Below are 20,965 nucleotides of genomic sequence, written 5' to 3'. Positions count from 1 at the left end.
CCGATCGGATACGGCCGGACGAATCGCATGTCCCCCGATCGGGGGAACAGCCAGACCCGGCAGCGGCTTAGCCGATGGCGAGGACCCGTTTGACTTCGTACGCGGCCAGCAACACATCCCTGGAATGCGCCGGCGACGGGCTGCTCGCCATCCGCGATTGCGCGTTGCAGAGCCAGGCGAGCGCCGAACGCAGGTCGGCGTTGGTGGTGCTGTCGCGATGCTGCTTCAGGTCGTCCAACACACCGTCGGCCCCGGAGCTGCGAACCTGCGTCCCCTTCTCGACCTGCTTGAGCAACTGTTCCAGCGATCGCGGCGCGGAATCGTCACCGTCGCGCCGCCACCTGGACCAAAATCGGTTGTTTTGAATGGTGTCAGCGTAGTGCTTCGGCGCCGTCCGCGCCCGCATCGGCGAGTTTGTAACATCTGCCCCATCAGTCACAGCGCGGCTCCCGGGAATTGACCTCCCGATCGCCTAGTCTGCTGAAACAATGAGCCTGTTACGTTCCGCGTCATGCCTGGCAGCGGCCGTTTTTATGGCCGGCGCCCCAATCGCTGTGCCGGTTGCTGTGCCGGCGTTTGCTAACGCCGAGCCCACCCCCGGACCCAACGCCGGTCCCGCCAACTGCCCGTACCAGGTGAACACTCCGCCCGCGGTGGATTCGTCGGAGGTGCCGCAAGCCGGTGACGCGCCGGTCCCGCTGGCGGTGCCGCCCAAGCCGGTCGGCGGCGACGCGCTCGGCGGCTGCGGCATCGTCGCCGCGCCGGGCACCCCGCCGCTGCCGAACGACGTCTCCGCCGACGCCTGGCTGGTCGCGGACCTGGACAGCGGCGCCGTCGTCGCCGCCAAGGACCCACACGGCCGTCACCGCCCGGCCAGCATCATCAAGGTGCTGGTGGCGATGGCGTCCCTGAACGCGCTGCCGCTCAACAAGTCCGTCGTCGGCACCCCCGACGACGCGGCCGCCGAAGGCACCAAAGTGGGTGTGGACGACGGCGGTACCTACACCGTCAACCAATTGCTGCACGGGCTGCTGATGCACTCCGGCAACGACGCCGCGCACGCGCTGTCCATGCAGCTGGGCGGGATGCAGCAGGCGCTGGAGAAGATCAACATCCTGGCCGCCAAGCTCGGCGGCCAGGACACCCGGGTGGTGACACCGTCGGGACTGGACGGACCCGGCATGAGCACGTCGGCCTACGACATCGGGTTGTTCTACCGGTACGCGTGGCAGAACCCCACCTTCGCCGACATCGTGGCCACCCGGACGTTCGACTTCCCCGGCCACGGCGACCATCCCGGCTACGAGCTGGAAAACGACAACCAGTTGCTGTTCAAATACCCGGGCGCGTTGGGCGGCAAGACCGGCTACACCGACGACGCCGGGCAGACCTTCGTCGGCGCGGCCAACCACGACGGGCGACGCCTGATGGCGGTGCTGCTGCACGGAACCCGGCAGCCGATCGCCCCGTGGGAGCAGGCCGCGCACCTGCTGGACTACGGCTTCAGCACCCCGACGGGCACCCAAGTCGGCAACCTGATCGAACCCGACCGCTCGCTGATGGCCGCGAAGCCGGACGCGGGGGCCGACCGGCAGACCAACGACGCCCAGGCGGGCGGAATCCTGCCGTCGGCAGACGCGCTGCCGGTGCGGGTGGGCGTGGCCGTCATCGGCGCCATCATCGTGTTCGCGTTGATCATGGTCGCGCGCTCGATGAACCGCCGCCCGCAGCACTAGCCGCACATAACAATTCGCGGAAACTCAAGGATGCTGCGGTCCATTCGCGGTAGCGTTTTCGTCGCTAATGCGACGACGCGGCAATGACGCGACACGCGATATTTCGACCCGGTGGCACAACACGAGGGAAAAGATGATTCGGGTTACCAGGTTCGTCAAACGAATGTGGTTATTGCTGGCAGTCCTCGCGGTGGCCAGCGTCGCGGGATTCGGCATCTATCGTCTGCACGGGATGTTTGGCGTTCACGGGCACCCCGTTGTGAGGGTTAAGGCCGATCGCGATATCCCGCCGTACAACCCAAAACAGGTCACCTATGAAATCTTCGGACCCGCGACGTCCGCAAGAATCGCCTATTTGGATCCCGATGCCAGGGTGCAGCAACTGGAAAATGCGCCGCTCCCCTGGTCCCAAACGGTGACGACGACGCTGACCGCGATCACGGTCAACCTTGAGGCACAGAGCAGTGGCGACATGCTCGGCTGCCGAATCACCGTGAACGGCGCGATTAAAGACGAGAGGTCCGTGACCGGACCAAAGGCCCTGACTTATTGCGAAGTGGCGGGCGGATGAGCGAAACGGACGCCGCCCCGGATTCCAACCCGCCGCTCTTCCCGCGGCTGATCCGCCGGTTTGCGGCGCCCATCGTCCTGTTGTGGGTGGTGCTCACGGCCCTTCTCAATATCGCTGTCCCGCAACTGGAAGCGGTCGGAAAAGCGCACTCGGTATCCATGAGTCCCAAGGGTGGCGCGTCGATTCAGGCGATAAAACGAATCGGCAAGGTGTTCGGCGAGTTTGATTCCGAGAACGCGGTCACCGTGGTGCTGGAAGGCGACAAACCACTCGCGGATGCCGCTCACCGGTTCTATAACGAGCTGCTGCACAGGCTTTCAGCCGATACTCGCCACGTCGCGCACATCCAGGACTTCTGGAATGATCCGCTCACCGCCACGGGATCGCAAAGCGCGGATGACAAGGCCGCGTACGTCGTGGTCTATCTCGCCGGCAAAAGCGAGACGGAGGCGTACAACGCGGTTTTCGCCGTCCGGCACATCGTGGATAGCACCCCGGCGCCGCCGGGGATCAGGGCCTACGTCACCGGTCCGACAGCGCAGATCGCCGACCAATCGGTGGCCGGGGACAAAAGCATCGGCAGGGTCACCCTGATTACCGGTGTGGTGATCGCGGTGATGTTGCTGTTCATCTACCGATCCGTGGTCACCATGGCCCTGGTCCTGGCCATGGTCGGGATCGAGCTGGGGGCGATTCGCGGGACCGTGGCATTTCTGGCCGCTCACAACGTCTTTGGCCTTTCGACCTTCGCGGTCAACCTGCTCACCCTGTTGGCCATCGCCGCCAGCACCGACTATGCGATATTCATGCTCGGCCGCTACCACGAGGCGCGCTACGCGGGCGAGGATCGAAAAACCGCTTTCTTCACCATGATTCACGGCACGGTTCACGTGATTTTGGGCTCGGGCCTGACCATCGCAGGCGCCATGTGTTGCCTCAGCTTTGCGCGACTCCCGTACTTCCACTCGCTCGGCGCTCCCTGTGCGATCGGCATGTTGGTTGCCGTCCTCGCCGCGATCACACTCGGCCCAGCCGTGCTGACCGTCGCCAGCTTCTTCGAGCTGTTCGACCCCAGGCGACGGCTCAATACTCGGCGCTGGCGCCGAGTGGGCACCGCGATCGTCCGCTGGCCGGGCCCGGTGCTCTTCGCGACGTGCCTGATCGCGTCGATCGGCCTGCTGGCACTGCCGACTTATCGGACTACTTACGCGCTGGGCAAATACATGCCGGCCGGTATGCCGTCCAATGTCGGGGATAGGGCCGCGGCCCGACACTTTTCGCTGGCACGGCTCAACCCCGAGGTGCTGTTGCTCGAGAGCGATCACGACATGCGCACGTCGGTTGACATGCTGGTGCTGGACAAGGTGGCCAAGACGATATTTCACAGCCCCGGAATCGCACAGGTGAAATCGATAACCAGGCCGCTGGGAACGTCCATCAAGCACACGTCGATTCCATTCCTCATCAGCATGCAAGGCGTCACGAATGCGGAAAACATGGGATTCATGAAGGACCGATTGGACGACATGCTGGTCCAGGTGCAGGCGATGGATGTATCGATCGAAACCATGCATCGCATGTACGACATCATGGGCAAGATCATCGACAATACGAACGACATGGACAGCCTGACCCATGACATGTCGAATATCACGGATACAATTCGCGATCACCTCGCGGACCTCTCGGATTTCCTTCGCCCGATCGGTAGCTATTTCTACTGGGAGAAGCATTGTTTCGATATCCCGGCCTGCTGGGCGATCCGAGCAGTATTCGACACGTTCGACAATGTGGACCAGCTGAGCGAGAAGCTGGCATTCCTCGCCAAGGATCTGGATATCCTCGTCAAGCTTTTGCCGGAGATGCGCGCGCAGATGCTGCCGATGCTGTCGACGATGACGATCATGCGAGACATGATGGTCGTCTGGCACGGCACACTCTTGTCGTTCTACAAGCAGCAAGAGATGAATACGAAAGACCCCGGGGCCATGGGCCGGGTCTTTGACGCCGCCCAGGTCGACGATTCGTTCTATCTGCCCCAGTCCGCCCTCGACAACCCGGATTTCAGGCGCGGCCTCAAGATGTTCTTGTCGCCCGATGGCAAGGCGGCCCGCTTCATCATTGCCCTCGAGGGAGAGCCCGAGTCGCCCGCGGGCATCGGCCGGGTGGAGCCGATCCAGCAGGCGGCAAGAGAAGCCATCAAGGGAACTCCCTTGCAGGGCGCCGCGATATCTCTCGGCGGCACCGCCGCGATGTTCCGCGACATCCAAGAGGGCGCCACCTACGATCTGCTGATCGCCGGAGTGGCTGCGATCAGCCTCATTCTGATCATCATGATGATCGTCACCCGAAGCGTGATTGCCGCCGCGGTCATCGTAGGGACGGTGCTCCTCTCCCTGGGCTCATCCTTCGGCCTGTCGGTCCTCGTCTGGCAGGACCTGCTTCACGTCGATTTGTATTGGCTGGTCATGGCGATGTCGGTGATCCTGCTGTTGGCGGTGGGATCGGACTACAACCTGTTGCTGATCTCCCGCCTCAAAGAGGAAGTCAATTCGGGTTTGAATACGGGGATCATCCGCGCGATGGCGGGCACCGGAGGGGTGGTGACCGCTGCCGGCATGGTCTTCGCCGTCACCATGTCGCTCTTTATCTTCAGCGACTTGCGGATCATCGGACAGATCGGCACCACCATCGGATTGGGCTTGCTCTTCGACACGCTGATCGTGCGCTCGTTCATGACGCCGTCCATCGCCGCGCTGCTCGGCCGCTGGTTCTGGTGGCCCCAACGGGTGCGCCCACGCCCGGCCAGCCAGATGCTTCGGCCCTACGCGGCCCGTCGTCTGGTGCGCGCGCTGTTGCAGACGCCCGCCGACAAGTCGCCGGAACGGCCCCTGACCTAGGCCCTGACCTAGGCGGCCTGAAGGCTCACCGGCGGCGCGACCCTCGCGAAGGACCGGGGCGCGAACGCCACCGTGCGCTCGCGATCGGCGGGTGCCGGTCGCGTCTCCGACTTCGGTGCTCCCAGCGCCGCAATGGCCGCGGCGACGGCCAGCACCAGCACCACGACGTCCGGCCAGATCGCGGTGTGGTTCTGCGCGATGCTGCCGAGCACGAATGCGAGCGCCATGGCCTCGATAGCAACCAGCGTCGAGCTGAACGCGATCAGTGTCCCGCGGTGCGACTCGTCGGCCACCGCGCTGAGCCACGAAATCGCCGCGGCGAAGACAGCCTGGCCCGCCACCGTCGCCAGCAGGAACACCGTGCCGTACGCCCAGATGTGGAACCACTGGCCGCACGCCTCGGCAACCACGGTCAGCGTGGCGGCGGCGATGCTGAGCAGGGCACTGCCCAGCATCATGCCGCGCACCCCGAAGAGCCGGAAAACCTTGCGCCACAGCGGCGACCCGAAAACCAATCCGATGCTCGACAGGATCACCAGCACATGCAAGCTGCTGTTGTGGTGGGCGGTGCGCAGCGCATAGAACGTGGTGCCAAGGGTGACCGGAGCGAACAACAGGCACGCGGTTACATACCGGCGAAACCATGGCTGGGAGCGCGCGACCGCGAAGCCCTGCCGGTAGGTCTGCCGCGCGGACATCCGGGTGGTGTTCGAGACGGACCGCACCGGGCCGACGGACAGCGCCGCGATGGCCGAGACGACCAGTCCGGCTGCGCCCAGCCACAGCAGATCGCGGCGATACATCATCTCGTCGCCGTGGGCCAGTACCGGAACGACGAACAACGTGACCAGGGTGGCCAGCACCGACCCGGTGGCACCCTGGAACAGCAACAGCTCGCCACGCCCCGCCGCGGATAGCTTGCTGGAGATCAGGTCGGGGTACGCGACGCCGGCGATCCCGAGGAGGACTCCGGCTGCCCCGCAAGTCAACAGAAACACCGGCGCGGCGAGACCGCCGTTCCAAGGAACGAACGCGTCGCACAAGATCAGTGCAGCCACGCTCGCCACCAACGCCGCCAGCAGCCGGTGCCGCATCAGACCCACCCGCTGCAGCACCACCGGAGACACCGAGTTCCCGACGATATCGCCGAGGCTGTAGGCCGGAAAGAGCAGCGCGGCCACCCAGCTGAGACCCTGGTGCGCGCAGACGAACGCCAGCACCACGCTGCCGTTGCTGAGTTGCATGCCTGCGTTGTAGAAGGTGCCCTGGGAAAGCAGGCGACCGAACACGCGCGGCTGTGCCGGGGCGGTGGGTACCAGGGCTGCGGGCATGCTGACAAATTTATGGTGGCTGAGCTCACAGAAGTATCCGCCGATCGGGCAGCGCGGGTGGAATTCGCGTGTCCCCCGATAGGGGGACACGCGATGCCGCAACATTAGACTCACCGAAATGACTCAAGCCCCCCCATCGCGGCGGGGCCTGCGGGTTGGGCTCACCGCGGCCAGCCTCGGCATCATCTTCGGATACGACCTGTCGATCATCGCCGCCGCGCAACTGTTCATCACCGAGGACTTCGGACTCACGACCCGGCAACAAGAACTCCTGACGACGATGGTTGTGGTCGGCCAGATCGCCGGGGCGCTCGGTGGCGGAGTACTGGCCAACGCGATCGGGCGCAAGAAGTCGATGATCCTGATCGCCGCCGGTTACACGGTGTTCGCGCTTGTCGGTGCGTTCTCGGTATCGCTACCGATGCTGTTGGCGGCGCGATTCGTGCTCGGTCTGACCATCGGCGTGATGGTGGTGGTCGTCCCGGTATACATCGCGGAATCGGCCCCGGCGGCGGTGCGTGGGTCGCTGCTGACGGCCTATCAACTGGCCATCGTCAGCGCGCTGATCATCGGCTACCTGACCGGTTACCTGTTGGCGGGCACCCACAGCTGGAGGTGGATGCTGGGCCTCGCCGCCGTACCCGCGGTGCTCCTCCTGCCGCTGCTGGCTCGGCTGCCCGACACCGCTCGGTGGTATCTGCTGAAGGGCCGGGCCGACGACGCCCGCCGAGCGCTGCTGGGCGTGGAGGCCAGCGCACAGGCCGACGACGAACTCGCCGAAATCGCCATTGCCATACGGGAAGAAAGCGGCGGGGGGCTGCGCGAAATGCTGCTGGAGATGCTTCGCAGGCCCTATCTGCGGGCCACCACCTTCGTGGTCACGCTCGGTTTCCTGATCCAGATCACCGGCATCAACGCGATCATCTACTACAGCCCCCGAATATTCGAAGCCATGGGCTTCAAAGGCAATTTCGCGCTGCTGGCCCTGCCCGCACTGGTTCAGGTCGCCGGCTTGGCGGCGGTGTGCACCGCGCTGCTTCTCGTCGACCGGGTGGGGCGCCGCCCAATCCTGTTGTCCGGCATCGCGATGATGATCGTCGCCGATGTCGTCCTGATCGCCGTGTTCGCCCAGGGCCATCTCGGCGGCGCCGGATTGTTTTTCGGGTTCGCCGGCGTGCTGTTGTTCATCATCGGCTACACCCTGGGTTTCGGCTCCCTGGGGTGGGTGTACGCGAGTGAAAGCTTCCCGTCCCGGCTACGGTCCATCGGTTCGAGCGCGATGCTCACCTCCAACCTGGTGGCCAACGCGATCGTTGCCGCCGTCTTTCTGACGATGCTGCATTCCCTGGGCGGCGCGGGGACTTTCGCGGTGTTCGCGACCCTCGCGGTGGCCGCCTTCGGCTTTGTGCACCGGTCGGCTCCCGAGACCAAGGGACGCCAACTCGAGGAGATAAGCCACTTCTGGGAAAACGGTGGCCGTTGGGAAAACCCGGGCCCATGATCAGTGCGGGCACCGTAGTACTCGACGGTGAGGTGTGCCGACCGGGATGGATCGAGACGTCGGGCGCGCAGATCGTCGCCTGCGGTGCCGGCCCGCCACCGGATCAGTCCAGGCGGCCCGCGGACCGCGATTTTCCCGGTTGCGTTGTGGTGCCGGGGTTTATCGACATGCACGTGCACGGCGGCGGCGGGGCGTCGTACACGTCCTACCTGCAGACCGGGGAGATCGCCAAGGCCGCCGGGTTCCACCTGGCGCATGGCACGACGACGACGCTGGCCAGCCTGGTCACCGCCCCGCCCGCGGAGCTGATCGCCGGCGTGCGGGCACTGGCCGACGCGACCCGGCAGGGCGTCGTCGCCGGCATCCACCTGGAGGGGCCGTGGCTGAGCGCGGCTCGTTGCGGAGCGCTCGACCCTGCCCAGATGCGCGACCCAGACCCCGCCGAGATCGACGCCGTGCTCGCCGCGGGCGCCGGAACGATCCGGATGGTCACGCTGGCGCCCGAGCGGGCCGGGAGTGACGACGCGATCCGGCGCTTTCTGGACGCGGATGTGGTTGTCGCCGTGGGCCATACGGATGCGACCTACGAGCAGACCAACCGCGCGCTCGCGCTGGGCGCCACCGTCGGCACGCATCTGTTCAACGCGATGCCGCCGTTGCACCATCGCGAGCCCGGCCCGGCACTCGCCCTGCTGCAGAACCCGCGGGTCACCGTGGAGCTCATCGCCGACGGCGTGCACGTCCACCCCGCGATGACACGCGCGGTGATCGGGGCGGCCGGGCCCGACCGGGTCGCCCTGATCACCGACGCGATCGCCGCGGCCGGTTGCGACGACGGGGCGTTTGCGCTCGGCTCGGTGGCGATCGACGTGGAGTCCGGCGTGGCGCGGGTGCGCGGAACCTCGACGATCGCCGGCAGCACCGCCACCATGGATCGGCTTTTTCGCACCGTGGCCGCCGATGCGGGACTGGCCGCCGCGGTCCAGATGACCTCGGCGACGCCGGCCGGTGCGCTGGGCCTGCAGCGGGTGGGCAGCCTGCGGGCGGGCTATGACGCCAATCTTGTTGTGCTGGACCGCGATTTGCGGGTCCGCGCAGTCATGGTGCGCGGCGACTGGCGGGCCGGCTAGTCAGTCACCGCCTGCGGCGGGTCAGGCGGGAAAAGGCCAGCGCACCAACGGCTCCCGCGGCCATCGCGGCCAGGGTCTGACGCGCGCTGGGCCCCTCGCGCAGCTGTACCCGCGGGGCGATGATCGCGGGCGTCGGCGGCTCGACGGGCTTGGCGCGCGGATCGGTGGACGCGGTGGCGGCCCATGCGGCGGCGAACAGGACGAGAAAGCCGGTGATGTAGGCGAACACCATCAGGCCCAACACCGGACCGAACACGGCGCCCGCCGGACTGCGCAGCACGGTCTGCAAGTAGATCGATCCCACCTGTTTGAAGAGTTCGAAGCCGATCGCCGCCATCAACCCGCCCCGCATCGAGGCGACGAGGCTCACCTTTTCACGCGGCAGCCGGGCGATCATCCAGGTGAACAGCAGCCAGGAAACCAGCCAGGACACCACCAGCGAAACGATCCTGAAGATCAGGTCGAACACCGAATACTGGGGTATCCCAAACCACCTCAACATGGCCGACATCGGCGCGGCGTGGGCGAGCGCGCTCAACGCGACGGTGGCCATCAACACCAAGAACGTCGCCAGCATCGCCAGCAGATCGGATAACTTGTTGCGCACGAAGCCCGGCGAGTCGATGCGTTGGTCCCACCACATCTCGGTCAGCGCCTGCCGCAGGTGTGACATCCAGCCCAGGCCGGCCCAGGCCGCGGTCGCCAGACCGATCACACCGACGGATGCCCGCGCGTCGATCGCCGAGTTCATCAATTGGACCAGCTGCTGCCCCAGCGAGCCGGGCACCGAGGCGTGGATATGGTTCTGAATCGTGTCCAGCAGCTGGGGGCGGCGGGACAACGTGAATCCGACGATCGCGAAACCCACCATCAGCAAGGGAAATAACGCGAAGATCGTGTAGTAGCTCAAGCCCGCCGCGAAGAAGCTGCCGTTGCGGTCGTCGAAGCGCCCATAGGCGCGCATCACGTGATCGAACCATCCGAACCGGGCCCGCAGCCGATCCATGAATCTACTTCCGTTGGAGAAGGAACCCCAGCCGATCGTAAACCCGCTGTACCGTTTTCCCGGCCACATCCTGGGCGCGCTCCGCGCCGGCGGCCAGCACGGCCTCCAATTCGGTGCGATCGGCCAGCAATTCGTCGACCCGCGTCTTGATCGGCCTGACGAACTCGACGACGGCGTCGGCCGTGTCCTTCTTCAGATCGCCATAACCGCGCCCGGCGTAGCCCTCGACGAGCTTGTCGATGCCGACACCCGTGACCGCCGATTGGATGGTCAGCAGGTTCGACACGCCCGCCTTCGCCTCGGTGTCGTAACGAATCTCGCGCTCGCTGTCGGTCACGGCCGAGCGAATCTTCTTGGCGGACAACGCCGGATCGTCCAGCAGGTTGATCAAGCCGGCATCGGTGGCCGCCGACTTGCTCATCTTCGACGTCGGATCGCCCAGGTCGTAGATCTTCGCGGTGACCTTAGGGATGAGCACGTCGGGAACCACGAAGGTGTCCGGGAAGCGGGCGTTGAACCGCTGCGCGACATCGCGCGCCAACTCGAGGTGCTGGCGCTGATCCTCGCCGACGGGCACCAGGTCGGTGTCGTACGCCAGCACGTCGGCGGCCTGCAGGACGGGATAGGTGAACAGGCCGACGGTGGTGGAGTCGCTGCCCTGGCGCAGCGACTTGTCCTTGAACTGCGTCATCCGCGACGCCTGCCCGAAGCCGGTGAAGCAGCCCAGCACCCATGCCAACTGCGTGTGGGCGGGAACCTGACTCTGCACGAAGACGGTGCTGCGCGCCGGATCGATGCCCAGCGCCAGGTACTGCGCGGCGGTCACCAGGGTCCGGCGTCGCAGCGCCTCGGGATCCTGCGGGACGGTGATGGCGTGCAGGTCGACGACGCAGAAGAACGAGTCGTGGTCGTCCTGCAGCGCGACCCATTGGGTCACGGCGCCCAACGCGTTGCCGAGGTGAAGCGAATCGGACGTGGGCTGCACGCCCGAAAAGATGCGGCTGGGTCCGGTAGCGGTGCTCATGATGCCCCCGATCTTTTCACGCCCCGGTTTTCGTGCGGGCCCACGGCCGTTACCAGACCGCGCCTTGCTTGCGGTACCGGCGGTATCGCCTTTAGTGTCGGCAGCATGACGACTCGCCCGCCGATCCACCTTGGTTCTACTCAGGGCACCAGGGACGGTTCCCGAGAGCCGGTCCTGCTCCTGCACGGGTTCCTCATGTCGCAGACGGTGTGGGACGGGGTGGCGCCGCGGCTGGCCGACACCGGCCGCTACGAGGTGTTCGCCCCGACCATGGCCGGGCACAACGGCGGACCGTACGCCGGCACCTGGCTGCTGAGCTCGTCGGTGCTGGCCGACCACGTCGAGCGGCAGCTCGACGAACTCGGCTGGGACAACGCCCACATGGTGGGCAACTCGCTGGGCGGCTGGGTGGCGTTCGAACTCGAGCGGCGCGGGCGGGCGCGCAGCGTCACCGGCATCGGCGCCGCGGGGGGCTGGACGCGCTGGAGCCCGGTCAAATTCGAGGTGATCAGCAAGTTCCTCTCGGGCATGCCGCTGCTGGTCCTGGCGCGATTGCTCGGTCAACGGACCCTGCAGCTGCCGTTCAGCCGCCGGCTGGCGACCCTGCCGCTGAGCGCGTCGCCGGACGGGGTCAGCGAACGCGAACTGTCCGGCGTCATCGACGACGCCGCCCATTGCCCGGCCTATTTCCAGCTGCTTTTCAAGTCGCTGATGCAGCCGGGGTTGCTCGAGTTGGCCGAGACGGCGGTGCCCGTCCAGCTGGTGCTGTGCGAGAAGGACCGCGTGGTCCCGCCGCGCAGATTCAGCCGGCACTTCACCGATCACCTGCCCGAAGGAACGAAGATCACCAAGCTCGACGGCGTCGGGCACGTTCCGATGTTCGAGGCGCCCGAGCGGGTCACCCAGGTCATCTCCGAGTTCATCGACGAGTGCAGCCCGCCGCTGCGGGCGGCCGAAAACCCGCCGGCGAGTTAGTTAGCCAGTTCCTTTTCCAGGTTCTCGGCGATCGAGTTGAGGAAGTCCTCGCTGTTCTGCCACTCCTGCTCAGGGCCGATGAGGATGGCGAGGTCCTTGGTCATCTTGCCGCCCTCGACGGTGCCGATGACGACGTCCTCGAGCTTCTGGGCGAACTCGATCACCTCAGGCGTGTCGTCCAGCTTTCCGCGGTGCTGCAGCCCCCGCGTCCAGGCGAAGATCGAGGCGATCGGGTTGGTCGACGTCGGCTTGCCGGCCTGGTACTGGCGGAAATGCCTGGTGACCGTGCCGTGTGCGGCCTCCGCCTCGACCGTCTTGCCGTCCGCGGTCATCAGCACCGACGTCATCAACCCCAGGGATCCGTAGCCCTGCGCGACGGTGTCCGACTGGACGTCGCCGTCGTAGTTCTTGCACGCCCACACGTAGCCGCCCTCCCACTTGAGGCAGGCCGCGACCATGTCGTCGATCAGCCGGTGCTCGTAGGTCAGCCCTTCGGCCTCGAACTTGTCCTTGAATTCCTCTTCGTAAATGCGCTCGAACTCGTCCTTGAACATGCCGTCGTAGGCCTTCAGGATGGTGTTCTTCGTCGACAGATACACCGGCCACTTGGCGTTCAGGCCGTACGCGAATGACGCGCGGGCGAAATCGCGGATGGATTCCTTGAAGTTGTACATCCCCATCACGACACCGCCGTCCTCGGGGATGGACACCATCTCGTGCACCATCGGCTCGCTGCCGTCGGCGGGCGTGAAAGTCAATGTCACTGTTCCGGGCTGGTCGACCTTGAAGTTGGTGGCCCGGTACTGATCACCGAAGGCGTGACGGCCGATGACGATTGGCTTGGTCCAGCCCGGAACCAGCCGTGGGACATTGGAGATCACAATCGGCTCTCGGAAAATGGTGCCGCCCAAGATGTTTCGGATCGTTCCGTTGGGCGACAGCCACATCTTCTTCAGGTTGAACTCCTGGACGCGCGCCTCGTCGGGGGTGATGGTCGCGCACTTGACGCCGACGCCGTGCTTCTTGATGGCATAGGCCGCGTCGATCGTCACCTGGTCGTCGGTGCGGTCGCGGTGCTCCATGCCCAGGTCGTAGTAGTCCAGGTTGATGTCGAGATGGGGCAGGATCAGCATGTCCTTGATGAGCTTCCAGATGACGCGGGTCATCTCGTCGCCGTCGAGCTCGACTACCGGGCCCTTGACCTTGATCTTGGATTCGCCTCTGGATTCGCCTGACATATCGAGTTCGACTTTCTTTTTGCCGCGTCCTTGCGGACCTAGCCTTGGGAGGCTTGCGAAGCGGCTAGCGCTTCGTTGAACGTTTTGCTCGGCCGCATCACTGCAGTCGTCTTCTCGGTGTCCGGGCGATAGTAGCCGCCGATGTCGACCGCGTCGCCCTGCGCCTGCGCGAGCTCGGCCACGATGGCGTCCTCATTGCGGCTCAGCTCCTCGGCCAGCGCGGCGAAGTGCGCGCGCAACTCTTCGTCGTCGGATTGCGCGGCAAGTTGCTCGGCCCAGTACAGCGCCAAGTAGAACTGGCTGCCGCGGTTGTCGAGTTCGCCCGGCTTGCGCGACGGACTCTTGTTGTTGTCCAACAGCTTGCCGATCGCCGCGTCCAGCGTCTTGCCCAGAATCTTGGCGCGCTCGTTGCCGGTCTTGATACCGATGTCTTCGAAACACGCTCCCAGAGCGAGGAACTCACCGAGGGAATCCCAGCGCAGATGATTCTCCTCGACGAGTTGGTGGACGTGCTTGGGCGCCGAACCGCCCGCTCCGGTTTCATACATTCCGCCGCCGGACATCAGCGGCACGATGGACAGCATCTTGGCGCTGGTCCCGAGCTCCAGGATGGGGAACAGGTCGGTGAGGTAGTCGCGCAGGATGTTTCCGGTCGCGGCGATGGTGTCCTGCCCGCGCATCAGGCGCTCCAGCGTGTACCTCATGGCCCACACCTGCGGCATGATCTGGATGTGCAGGCCCTCGGTGTCGTGCTCCTTCAGGTAGGCCTTGACCTTCTTGCGCAGCTCGACCTCGTGCGGCCGTTCGGTGTCGAGCCAGAACACCACCGTCATGCCCGAGTTCCGGGCCCGCGTGACGGCCAGCTTGACCCAGTCGCGGATCGCTTCGTCGGTGACGATGGGCATCCGCCAGATGTCGCCTTCTTCCACGTTCTGGGTGAGCAGGACTTCCCCGGTGTCGAGGTCGACGATGTTGGCGACGCCGTCCTCGGGGATTTCGAACGTCTTGTCGTGCGAGCCGTACTCCTCGGCCTGCTGCGCCATCAGGCCGACGTTGGGCACGGTGCCCATCGTCGTCGGGTCGAACTGCCCGTGGGTTTTACAGAAGTTGATGATCTCCTGGTAGATGCGCGCGAAGGTCGACTCGGGGTTGACGGCCTTGGTGTCCTTCTGCCGCCCGTCGGCGCCCCACATCTTGCCGCCGGCGCGGATCATCGCCGGCATCGACGCGTCCACGATCACGTCGCTGGGCGAATGGAAGTTGGTGATGCCCTTGGCCGAATCGACCATCGCCAGCTCGGGACGGTGTTCGTGGCAGGCGTGTATGTCGCGGATGATCTCCTCGCGCAGCGACGCCGGCAACGACTCGATCTTGTCGTAGAGATCGACCAGTCCGTTGTTGACGTTGACCCCGAGTTCGTCGAACAGCGCCTGGTGCTTGGCGAATGCTTCCTTGTAGAAGACCTTCACGGCGTGGCCGAAGACGATCGGGTGGGAAACCTTCATCATGGTCGCCTTGACGTGGAGTGAGAACATCACGCCGGTTTCGTAGGCGTCCTGCATCTGCTCCTCGTAGAACTCGCAGAGCGCTTTCTTGCTCATGAACATGCTGTCGATGACGTCGCCGTCGCGCAGCTCGACTTTGGGTTTGAGCTCGAGGGTCTGCCCGCTTTTGGTTTCCAGCACCATCTTCACGTTGCGCGCGCGATCCAGCGTCATCGACTTCTCGCCGTGATAGAAGTCGCCGTGGCGCATGGTCGCGACGTGGGTGCGCGCCGCCGGCGAGAACTCACCCATGCTGTGCGGGTGCTTGCGCGCGTACTCCTTGACGGCCTTGGGCGCGCGTCGGTCCGAGTTGCCCTCACGCAGTACCGGGTTGACCGCGCTGCCAAGGCATTTGGCGTATCGCTCGCGAATTGCCTTGTCCTCGTCGGTCTTCGGACTCTGCGGAAAGTCCGGAATCTTGTACCCCTTGCCTTGCAGCTCCTTGATCGCGGCGACCAACTGGGGCACCGAGGCGCTGATGTTGGGCAACTTGATGATGTTGGTGTCGGGTCGCTTCGTCAGCGCGGCCAGTTCCGCCAGGTCGTCTGGCACCCGCTGCTCTTCGGTGAGGTAATCGGCGAACTCGGCAAGGATCCGGGCGGCCACGGAGATGTCACGCGTCTCGATCTTGATGCCTGCCGGCTCGGCGAACGTTCGCAGGATCGGCAGGAACGCGTAGGTCGCCAGCAGCGGCGCCTCGTCGGTCAGCGTGTAGATGACGGTCGGCTGTTCGGCGCACACGGTTGGTCCATCTCCCGGCGTTGGGTCAGATTGGGGTCAGATATGGATAGGGCTCGGCGTTCTGCTTGCCACGTTATCAAGGGGATTTGGACAGGTGTCGACCCGCAGGCCAGGCCGCACACCGCGGCACCGATGGCCCACCGATTGGCACCGCAGCGGCCCATTGGCGCCCGCTCCGCACAATAAGCTAGGCTTCGTATCGGTCATGAGCGCCAGCGACAAGCCCCGGCTTGCTGGCCGGCAACCCTCCAACCGCGGTGGGGTGCCCCGGGTGATGACCAGGTTGAGTAGCCACAACCGGCTATCCGGCAAGCGCGGGTCCGCCATGACGGGCCCCTGACTAGAGGGGAAGCTTTCCATGAGCGACGACACCGGTCCCGAGGCCGATCCGACTGCACATGGCTCGTCCGAAACCTGGTCGTTCGAGACGAAGCAGGTTCACGCCGGCCAGAGTCCCGACCCGGCGACCAGTGCCCGTGCCCTGCCGATTTACCAGACCACGTCCTACACCTTCAACGACACCAGCCACGCCGCCGCGCTGTTCGGGCTCGAGGTCCCGGGCAACATCTACACCCGCATCGGCAACCCCACCACCGACGTGGTCGAGCAGCGGATCGCCGCGCTCGAGGGCGGCGTGGCCGCGCTCTTCCTGTCCTCGGGACAGGCCGCTGAGACGTTCGCCATATTGAACCTCGCGAGTGCCGGGGATCACATCGTCTCCAGCCCGCGCCTCTACGGCGGCACTTATAACCTGTTCCACTATTCGCTGCCGAAGCTTGGCATCGACGTCAGCTTCGTCGAGGATCCCGACGATCTGGATTCCTGGCAGGCGGCGGTGCGGCCGAACACCAAGGCGTTCTTCGGCGAAACCATCTCCAACCCGCAGATCGACATCCTGGACACCCCAGGGGTTTCCGGGGTGGCCCACGCCAACGGTGTACCGCTGATCGTCGACAACACCATCGCCACACCGTATTTGATTCAACCGCTGACGCAGGGTGCCGACATCGTCGTGCACTCGGCCACCAAATATCTGGGCGGGCACGGCGCGGCGATCGCCGGCGTCATCGTCGACGGCGGCACGTTCGACTGGACGCAGGGCCGCTTCCCCGGGTTCACCACACCCGATCCGAGTTACCACGGCGTGGTGTACGCCGAGCTGGGACCGCCGGCGTTTGCGGTCAAGGCCCGCGTGCAACTGCTGCGCGACTACGGGTCGGCGGCGGCGCCGTTCAACGCGTTCCTGGTCGCGCTGGGTCTGGAGACGCTGAGCCTGCGCGTGGAGCGCCACGTCGCCAATGCGCAACGCGTCGCCGAGTTCCTGGCCGCGCGTGACGATGTGCTGTCGGTCAACTACGCGGGGCTGCCCGACTCGCCGTGGCATGAGCGCGCAAAGAAGCTGGCGCCCAAGGGAACCGGTGCCGTTCTGGCGTTCGAGCTGGCGGGCGGTGTCGAGGCCGGGAAAGCGTTCGTCAACGCGCTGCAACTGCACAGTCACGTCGCCAACATCGGCGACGTGCGCTCCCTGGTGATTCATCCCGCGTCGACCACGCATGCCCAGCTGAGCCCCGCCGAGCAGCTGAGCACCGGCGTCAGCCCGGGGCTGGTGCGGTTGGCCGTCGGCATCGAGGGCATCGACGACATCCTCGCCGACCTGGAGCTCGGCTTCGCCGCGGCGCGGAAATTCGGTGCGCCGGCGGCGGGGTCCGCTCAAGCCGGCGACCCGCAGACGGTGGCGGCGTTCTAAGGAACCCCGACGTGACGATTTTCGAAATTCCCGCCCAAACGCTGCCCGCCGAAGGCGAAATCGGCCTGGTCGACATCGGTTCCCTCACCCTCGAGAACGGTGCGGTGCTCGACGACGTCTACATCGCCATCCAGCGCTGGGGTGAATTGTCGCCAACGCGTGACAACGTGGTGGTGGTACTGCATGCGCTCACCGGGGATTCGCACATCACCGGACCGGCCGGGCCCGGGCACCCCACGGCCGGATGGTGGGACGGCGTGGCCGGGCCGGGCGCCCCGATCGACACCAACCGGTGGTGCGCGGTGGCCACCAATGTGCTGGGTGGTTGTAGCGGCTCTACGGGGCCGAGTTCCCTTGCCAGGGACGGAAAGCCGTGGGGATCGAGGTTTCCGCACATTTCCGTGCGGGATCAGGTGGAAGCGGACGTCGCGGCGCTGGCGGCGCTGGGTATCGAGCGGGTTGCCGCCGTCGTCGGCGGATCCATGGGCGGCGCAAGGGCTTTGGAATGGATAGTCGGCCACCCCGACGATGTTGGGGCCGGGCTCCTGCTGGCGGTCGGCGCGCGCGCCACCGCCAACCAGATCGGAACCCAGTCCACTCAGATCGCCGCCATCGAGACCGACCCGAACTGGCAGGGTGGCGATTACTACGACAGCGGGCGAACACCGGATGCCGGGCTGGCGATTGCCCGTCGCTTTGCGCACCTGACCTACCGCGGCGAGGTCGAGCTCGACACCCGGTTCGCCAACGGCGGCCAGGGCGATGAGGACCCACTGAATGGCGGCCGCTACGCGGTGCAGAGCTACCTGGAATACCAGGGCGACAAGCTGGTGGGCCGGTTCGACGCCGGCAGCTATGTGGTGCTGACCGAGGCGCTGAACAGCCACGACGTCGGCCGTGGCCGCGGCGGGGTGCGCGAGGCGCTGCGCGGGTGCCCGGTACCGGTGGTAGTCGGTGGCATCACGTCCGACCGGCTGTACCCGCTGCGGTTGCAGGAGGAACTGGCCGAGCTGCTGCCCGGCTGTGCCGGCCTGCAGGTGGTCGACTCTCCCTACGGGCACGACGGCTTCCTACTGGAATTCGAGGCGGTCAGCGACATGATCCGCAAGACCCTCGAACTGGCCCAGCGCGAATTGGCCCACAACGAATTGGCCCAGAACGAAAGCGCGTGACGGCAGCGTTGTGATGAACTCTGAGATGATGACGTCCGACATTTCACGCCAGACTCCCGCCCAGACGCTGCCCCCCGAAGGCGAAATCGGCCTGGTCGACATCGGCTCGCTGACGCTCGAAAGCGGTGCGGTGATCGACGATGTCCGGATAGCCGTCCAACGCTGGGGTGAATTGTCGCCAACACGTGACAACGTGGTGGTCGTGATGCACGCGCTCACCGGCGATTCGCACATCACGGGACCCGCCGGACCCGAGCATCCCACGGCCGGATGGTGGGACGGGGTGGCCGGGCCTGGTGCGCCGATCGACACCAACCGCTGGTGCGCGGTGGCCACGAATGTGCTGGGCGGTTGCCGTGGCTCCACCGGGCCGAGCTCGCTTGCCCCGGACGGAAAGCCGTGGGGCTCCAGGTTTCCACGGATTTCCGTGCGGGATCAGGTCGAGGCGGATGTCGCCGCGCTCGCCGCACTGGGTATCAAGCAGGTTGCCGCCGTCATCGGCGGATCGATGGGCGGCCTAAGGGCTTTGGAGTGGATGGTGAGCCGCCCGGACCAGGTCCGGGCCGCACTGCTGTTGGCGATGAGCGCCCGCAGCTCCGCTGACCTGATCGGTCATCTGGAGACCCAGATTTCGGTCATCAAGGGCGACCCCGACTGGCAGGGCGGCGACTACTACGACACCGGACGCAAGCCCGATTTCGGGATGTCCATCGCCCGTCGCTTCGCCCACCTGACCTACCGCGGCGAGGCCGAGCTCGACACCCGGTTCGCCAACGACAGCCAGGGCGATGAGGACCCGTTGACCGGCGGCCGCTACGCGGTACAGAGCTACCTGGAGCACCAGGGCGACAAGCTGGTGGACCGCTTTGACGCCGGCACCTACGTGGCGTTGAGTGCGTCGTGCAGCAGCCACGACGTCGGCCGCGGCCGCGGTGGGGTGCGAAAAGCGCTGCGCGGGTGCCCGGTACCGGTCGTGGTCGGCGGCATCACCAGTGACCGGCTCTACCCACTGCGGTTGCAGGAGGAACTGGCCGAGCTGCTACCGGGCTGCACCGGCCTGCACGTGCTCGAGTCCCCCTACGGCCACGATGGCTTCCTGATCGAAGCCGAGGCGGTCAACGACTTGATCCGCAAGACACTGGAATTGGCCGGGAACGAAGGCGCGTGACAAAGGTGACCCGCCCCAGGCACGACCGCTCGCTGTCGTTCGGCTCAGCAGCTGCTGCCTATGAGCGTGGCCGTCCGTCGTATCCGCCCGAGGCGATCGACTGGTTGTTGCCGCGCGGCGCGCGCCACGTGCTCGACCTCGGTGCGGGTACCGGCAAGCTGACCACACGCCTGGTGGAGCGGGGCCTGGACGTGGTGGCCGTCGACCCGATTCCGGACATGCTGGAGGTGCTGCGTAGTTCGCTGCCGGAGACTCGCGCGGTGCTGGGCACCGCCGAGGAGATTCCGTTGGAGGACAACAGCGTTGACGCGGTCCTGGTCGCCCAGGCGTGGCATTGGGTGGATCCCGAGCGCGCTATTCCGGAGGTGGCCCGGGTGCTGCGGCCTGGCGGCCGGTTGGGCCTGGTGTGGAACACCCGTGACGAAAGGCTCGGCTGGGTACGCGAATTGGGCGAGATCATCGGCAGCGATGGCGACAGGGGTCGATTCGACGTCGGGTTGCCCGCGCCATTCGCCGAGTCGGAGCGCCATCAAGTCGAATGGACGAATTACCTTACCCCGCAAGCGCTGATCGACCTGGTGGCTTCCCGCAGTTACTGCATTACCTCCCCCACCGAGGTCCGCACCAGGACGCTTGACCAGGTGCGCGAGTTGCTGGCCACCCATCCGGCACTGGCGAATTCCACCGGCCTGGCGATGCCCTACGTCACCGTCTGCATCCGCGCGACGCTGGCCGAGTAGGGCCGAGTCAGCCCGCCGAACTTTGTTGCTCGAATTCATGTGACGGAGTCACAGAAACGTTAGGCTCTCCCGCAGGCTTCGGGTGCCTGACAATCAACGCAGTTTTGTACGGGGTTCGATATGCGCGTTCAGATTAGGGTGCTCGTCGTCGCGTCAGCGATTGGAGCGTCAGCCTTAGGCATTGCGTCAACCGTTGTCGCCGGCAGTCCGACGGCGGTCTTGGCCAGTTGTAGCAGCGGTTATTACCAAAACTCGGACGGACAATGTATCCCTCGGCCATCGTCGGGTCTGCCCCCTGGCGGTGCCCCCGGCCTCGTAGGTGGTGGGCCACCTTCCGGAGCCACCGCGATCTGCCGCGATGGCGACTATTCATTCAGCACCCACCACACGGGCACATGCTCGGGCCACGGCGGCGTACGCCAATGGCTGACAAGCTGAGCA

Annotated in this window: 17 protein-coding genes and 1 riboswitch; of the genes, 11 read left to right on the top strand and 6 right to left on the bottom strand. The window is 65.7% G+C overall.

Annotated elements, in window-relative coordinates:
* Nucleotides 1-67: 67 nt before the first annotated feature.
* Complete coding sequence (locus A5747_RS03140) at nucleotides 68-304, bottom strand: hypothetical protein (protein WP_076122241.1); 237 nt, start codon at nucleotides 302-304, stop codon at nucleotides 68-70.
* Between the two features lie 184 nt (nucleotides 305-488).
* Here A5747_RS03140 and A5747_RS03135 point away from each other — a divergent pair, with 184 nt between their 5' ends.
* From A5747_RS03135 to A5747_RS03125, 3 genes are all read left to right on the top strand, one after another.
* The gene (locus A5747_RS03135) at nucleotides 489-1,736 is read left to right on the top strand and encodes a D-alanyl-D-alanine carboxypeptidase family protein (RefSeq protein ID WP_076122212.1); all 1,248 of its coding nucleotides are present in this window, start codon (nucleotides 489-491) and stop codon (nucleotides 1,734-1,736) included.
* Nucleotides 1,737-1,869: 133 nt separating this feature from the next.
* Nucleotides 1,870-2,307 (top strand): MmpS family transport accessory protein, encoded by a 438-nt coding sequence (locus A5747_RS03130; RefSeq protein ID WP_076122211.1) that lies wholly within the window; start codon nucleotides 1,870-1,872, stop codon nucleotides 2,305-2,307.
* Entirely contained in the window at nucleotides 2,304-5,207 is a 2,904-nt protein-coding gene (locus A5747_RS03125; protein WP_076122210.1) for an RND family transporter, read from the top strand. The genes A5747_RS03130 and A5747_RS03125 overlap by 4 nt, the downstream gene beginning before the upstream one ends.
* A gap of 8 nt (nucleotides 5,208-5,215) precedes the next feature.
* Here the strand turns inward: A5747_RS03125 and A5747_RS03120 are convergent, their stop codons facing one another.
* Nucleotides 5,216-6,538, bottom strand: a complete 1,323-nt coding sequence (locus A5747_RS03120; RefSeq protein ID WP_076122209.1) for a hypothetical protein — start codon at nucleotides 6,536-6,538, stop codon at nucleotides 5,216-5,218.
* 118 nt (nucleotides 6,539-6,656) lie between these two features.
* Between A5747_RS03120 and A5747_RS03115 the strand changes: the two genes are divergently transcribed.
* Together A5747_RS03115 and nagA are read left to right on the top strand one after the other, a co-directional pair.
* A complete protein-coding gene (locus A5747_RS03115; protein WP_076122208.1) occupies nucleotides 6,657-8,039 on the top strand; it encodes a sugar porter family MFS transporter in 1,383 nt (460 codons plus the stop codon).
* On the top strand, nucleotides 8,036-9,169 hold the full coding sequence (gene nagA, locus A5747_RS03110; protein WP_076122207.1) for an N-acetylglucosamine-6-phosphate deacetylase: 1,134 nt from the start codon (nucleotides 8,036-8,038) through the stop codon (nucleotides 9,167-9,169). Before A5747_RS03115 ends, nagA begins: the two co-directional genes overlap by 4 nt.
* Before the next feature lie 4 nt (nucleotides 9,170-9,173).
* Here the strand turns inward: nagA and yhjD are convergent, their stop codons facing one another.
* Both yhjD and trpS read right to left on the bottom strand, forming a co-directional pair.
* Nucleotides 9,174-10,175, bottom strand: a complete 1,002-nt coding sequence (yhjD, locus tag A5747_RS03105; RefSeq protein ID WP_076122206.1) for an inner membrane protein YhjD — start codon at nucleotides 10,173-10,175, stop codon at nucleotides 9,174-9,176.
* Nucleotides 10,176-10,179: 4 nt separating this feature from the next.
* Complete coding sequence (trpS, locus tag A5747_RS03100; protein ID WP_076122205.1) at nucleotides 10,180-11,199, bottom strand: tryptophan--tRNA ligase; 1,020 nt, start codon at nucleotides 11,197-11,199, stop codon at nucleotides 10,180-10,182.
* Nucleotides 11,200-11,373: 174 nt separating this feature from the next.
* On the opposite strand from trpS, the gene A5747_RS03095 reads away from it, so the two are divergent.
* On the top strand, nucleotides 11,374-12,174 hold the full coding sequence (locus tag A5747_RS03095; protein WP_076122240.1) for an alpha/beta fold hydrolase: 801 nt from the start codon (nucleotides 11,374-11,376) through the stop codon (nucleotides 12,172-12,174).
* Here the strand turns inward: A5747_RS03095 and A5747_RS03090 are convergent.
* Both A5747_RS03090 and A5747_RS03085 read right to left on the bottom strand, forming a co-directional pair.
* The gene (locus tag A5747_RS03090; protein WP_076122204.1) at nucleotides 12,171-13,412 is read right to left on the bottom strand and encodes an NADP-dependent isocitrate dehydrogenase; all 1,242 of its coding nucleotides are present in this window, start codon (nucleotides 13,410-13,412) and stop codon (nucleotides 12,171-12,173) included. The two genes, A5747_RS03095 and A5747_RS03090, sit on opposite strands and share 4 nt — an antisense overlap.
* Before the next feature lie 38 nt (nucleotides 13,413-13,450).
* A complete protein-coding gene (locus tag A5747_RS03085; protein ID WP_076122203.1) occupies nucleotides 13,451-15,697 on the bottom strand; it encodes an NADP-dependent isocitrate dehydrogenase in 2,247 nt (748 codons plus the stop codon).
* A gap of 201 nt (nucleotides 15,698-15,898) precedes the next feature.
* Nucleotides 15,899-16,018: riboswitch (SAM riboswitch) on the top strand.
* A 37-nt stretch (nucleotides 16,019-16,055) separates the two neighbouring features.
* Between A5747_RS03085 and A5747_RS03080 the strand changes: the two genes are divergently transcribed.
* The 5 genes from A5747_RS03080 (at nucleotide 16,056) to A5747_RS03060 (ending at nucleotide 20,962) form a co-directional block, all read left to right on the top strand.
* Nucleotides 16,056-17,444, top strand: a complete 1,389-nt coding sequence (locus A5747_RS03080; protein WP_076122202.1) for a bifunctional o-acetylhomoserine/o-acetylserine sulfhydrylase — start codon at nucleotides 16,056-16,058, stop codon at nucleotides 17,442-17,444.
* A gap of 11 nt (nucleotides 17,445-17,455) precedes the next feature.
* Nucleotides 17,456-18,616, top strand: a complete 1,161-nt coding sequence (locus A5747_RS03075; protein ID WP_076122201.1) for a homoserine O-acetyltransferase — start codon at nucleotides 17,456-17,458, stop codon at nucleotides 18,614-18,616.
* Between the two features lie 28 nt (nucleotides 18,617-18,644).
* On the top strand, nucleotides 18,645-19,784 hold the full coding sequence (locus tag A5747_RS03070) for a homoserine O-acetyltransferase (RefSeq protein ID WP_369804982.1): 1,140 nt from the start codon (nucleotides 18,645-18,647) through the stop codon (nucleotides 19,782-19,784).
* A 5-nt stretch (nucleotides 19,785-19,789) separates the two neighbouring features.
* Nucleotides 19,790-20,524: a class I SAM-dependent methyltransferase gene (locus A5747_RS03065; RefSeq protein ID WP_076122238.1), complete on the top strand. Its 735-nt coding sequence runs from the start codon at nucleotides 19,790-19,792 to the stop codon at nucleotides 20,522-20,524.
* Between the two features lie 120 nt (nucleotides 20,525-20,644).
* Nucleotides 20,645-20,962, top strand: coding sequence for a DUF3761 domain-containing protein (locus A5747_RS03060; RefSeq protein WP_076122200.1), 318 nt, complete (start codon nucleotides 20,645-20,647; stop codon nucleotides 20,960-20,962).
* Nucleotides 20,963-20,965 lie beyond the last annotated feature (3 nt).

It is taken from the genome of Mycobacterium sp. IS-836 (genome assembly GCF_001954275.1).
Taxonomy (GTDB): Bacteria; Actinomycetota; Actinomycetes; order Mycobacteriales; family Mycobacteriaceae; genus Mycobacterium.
Note: the sequence above shows the minus strand (reverse complement) of the source record. Positions and strands in the feature narration are given on the sequence as shown.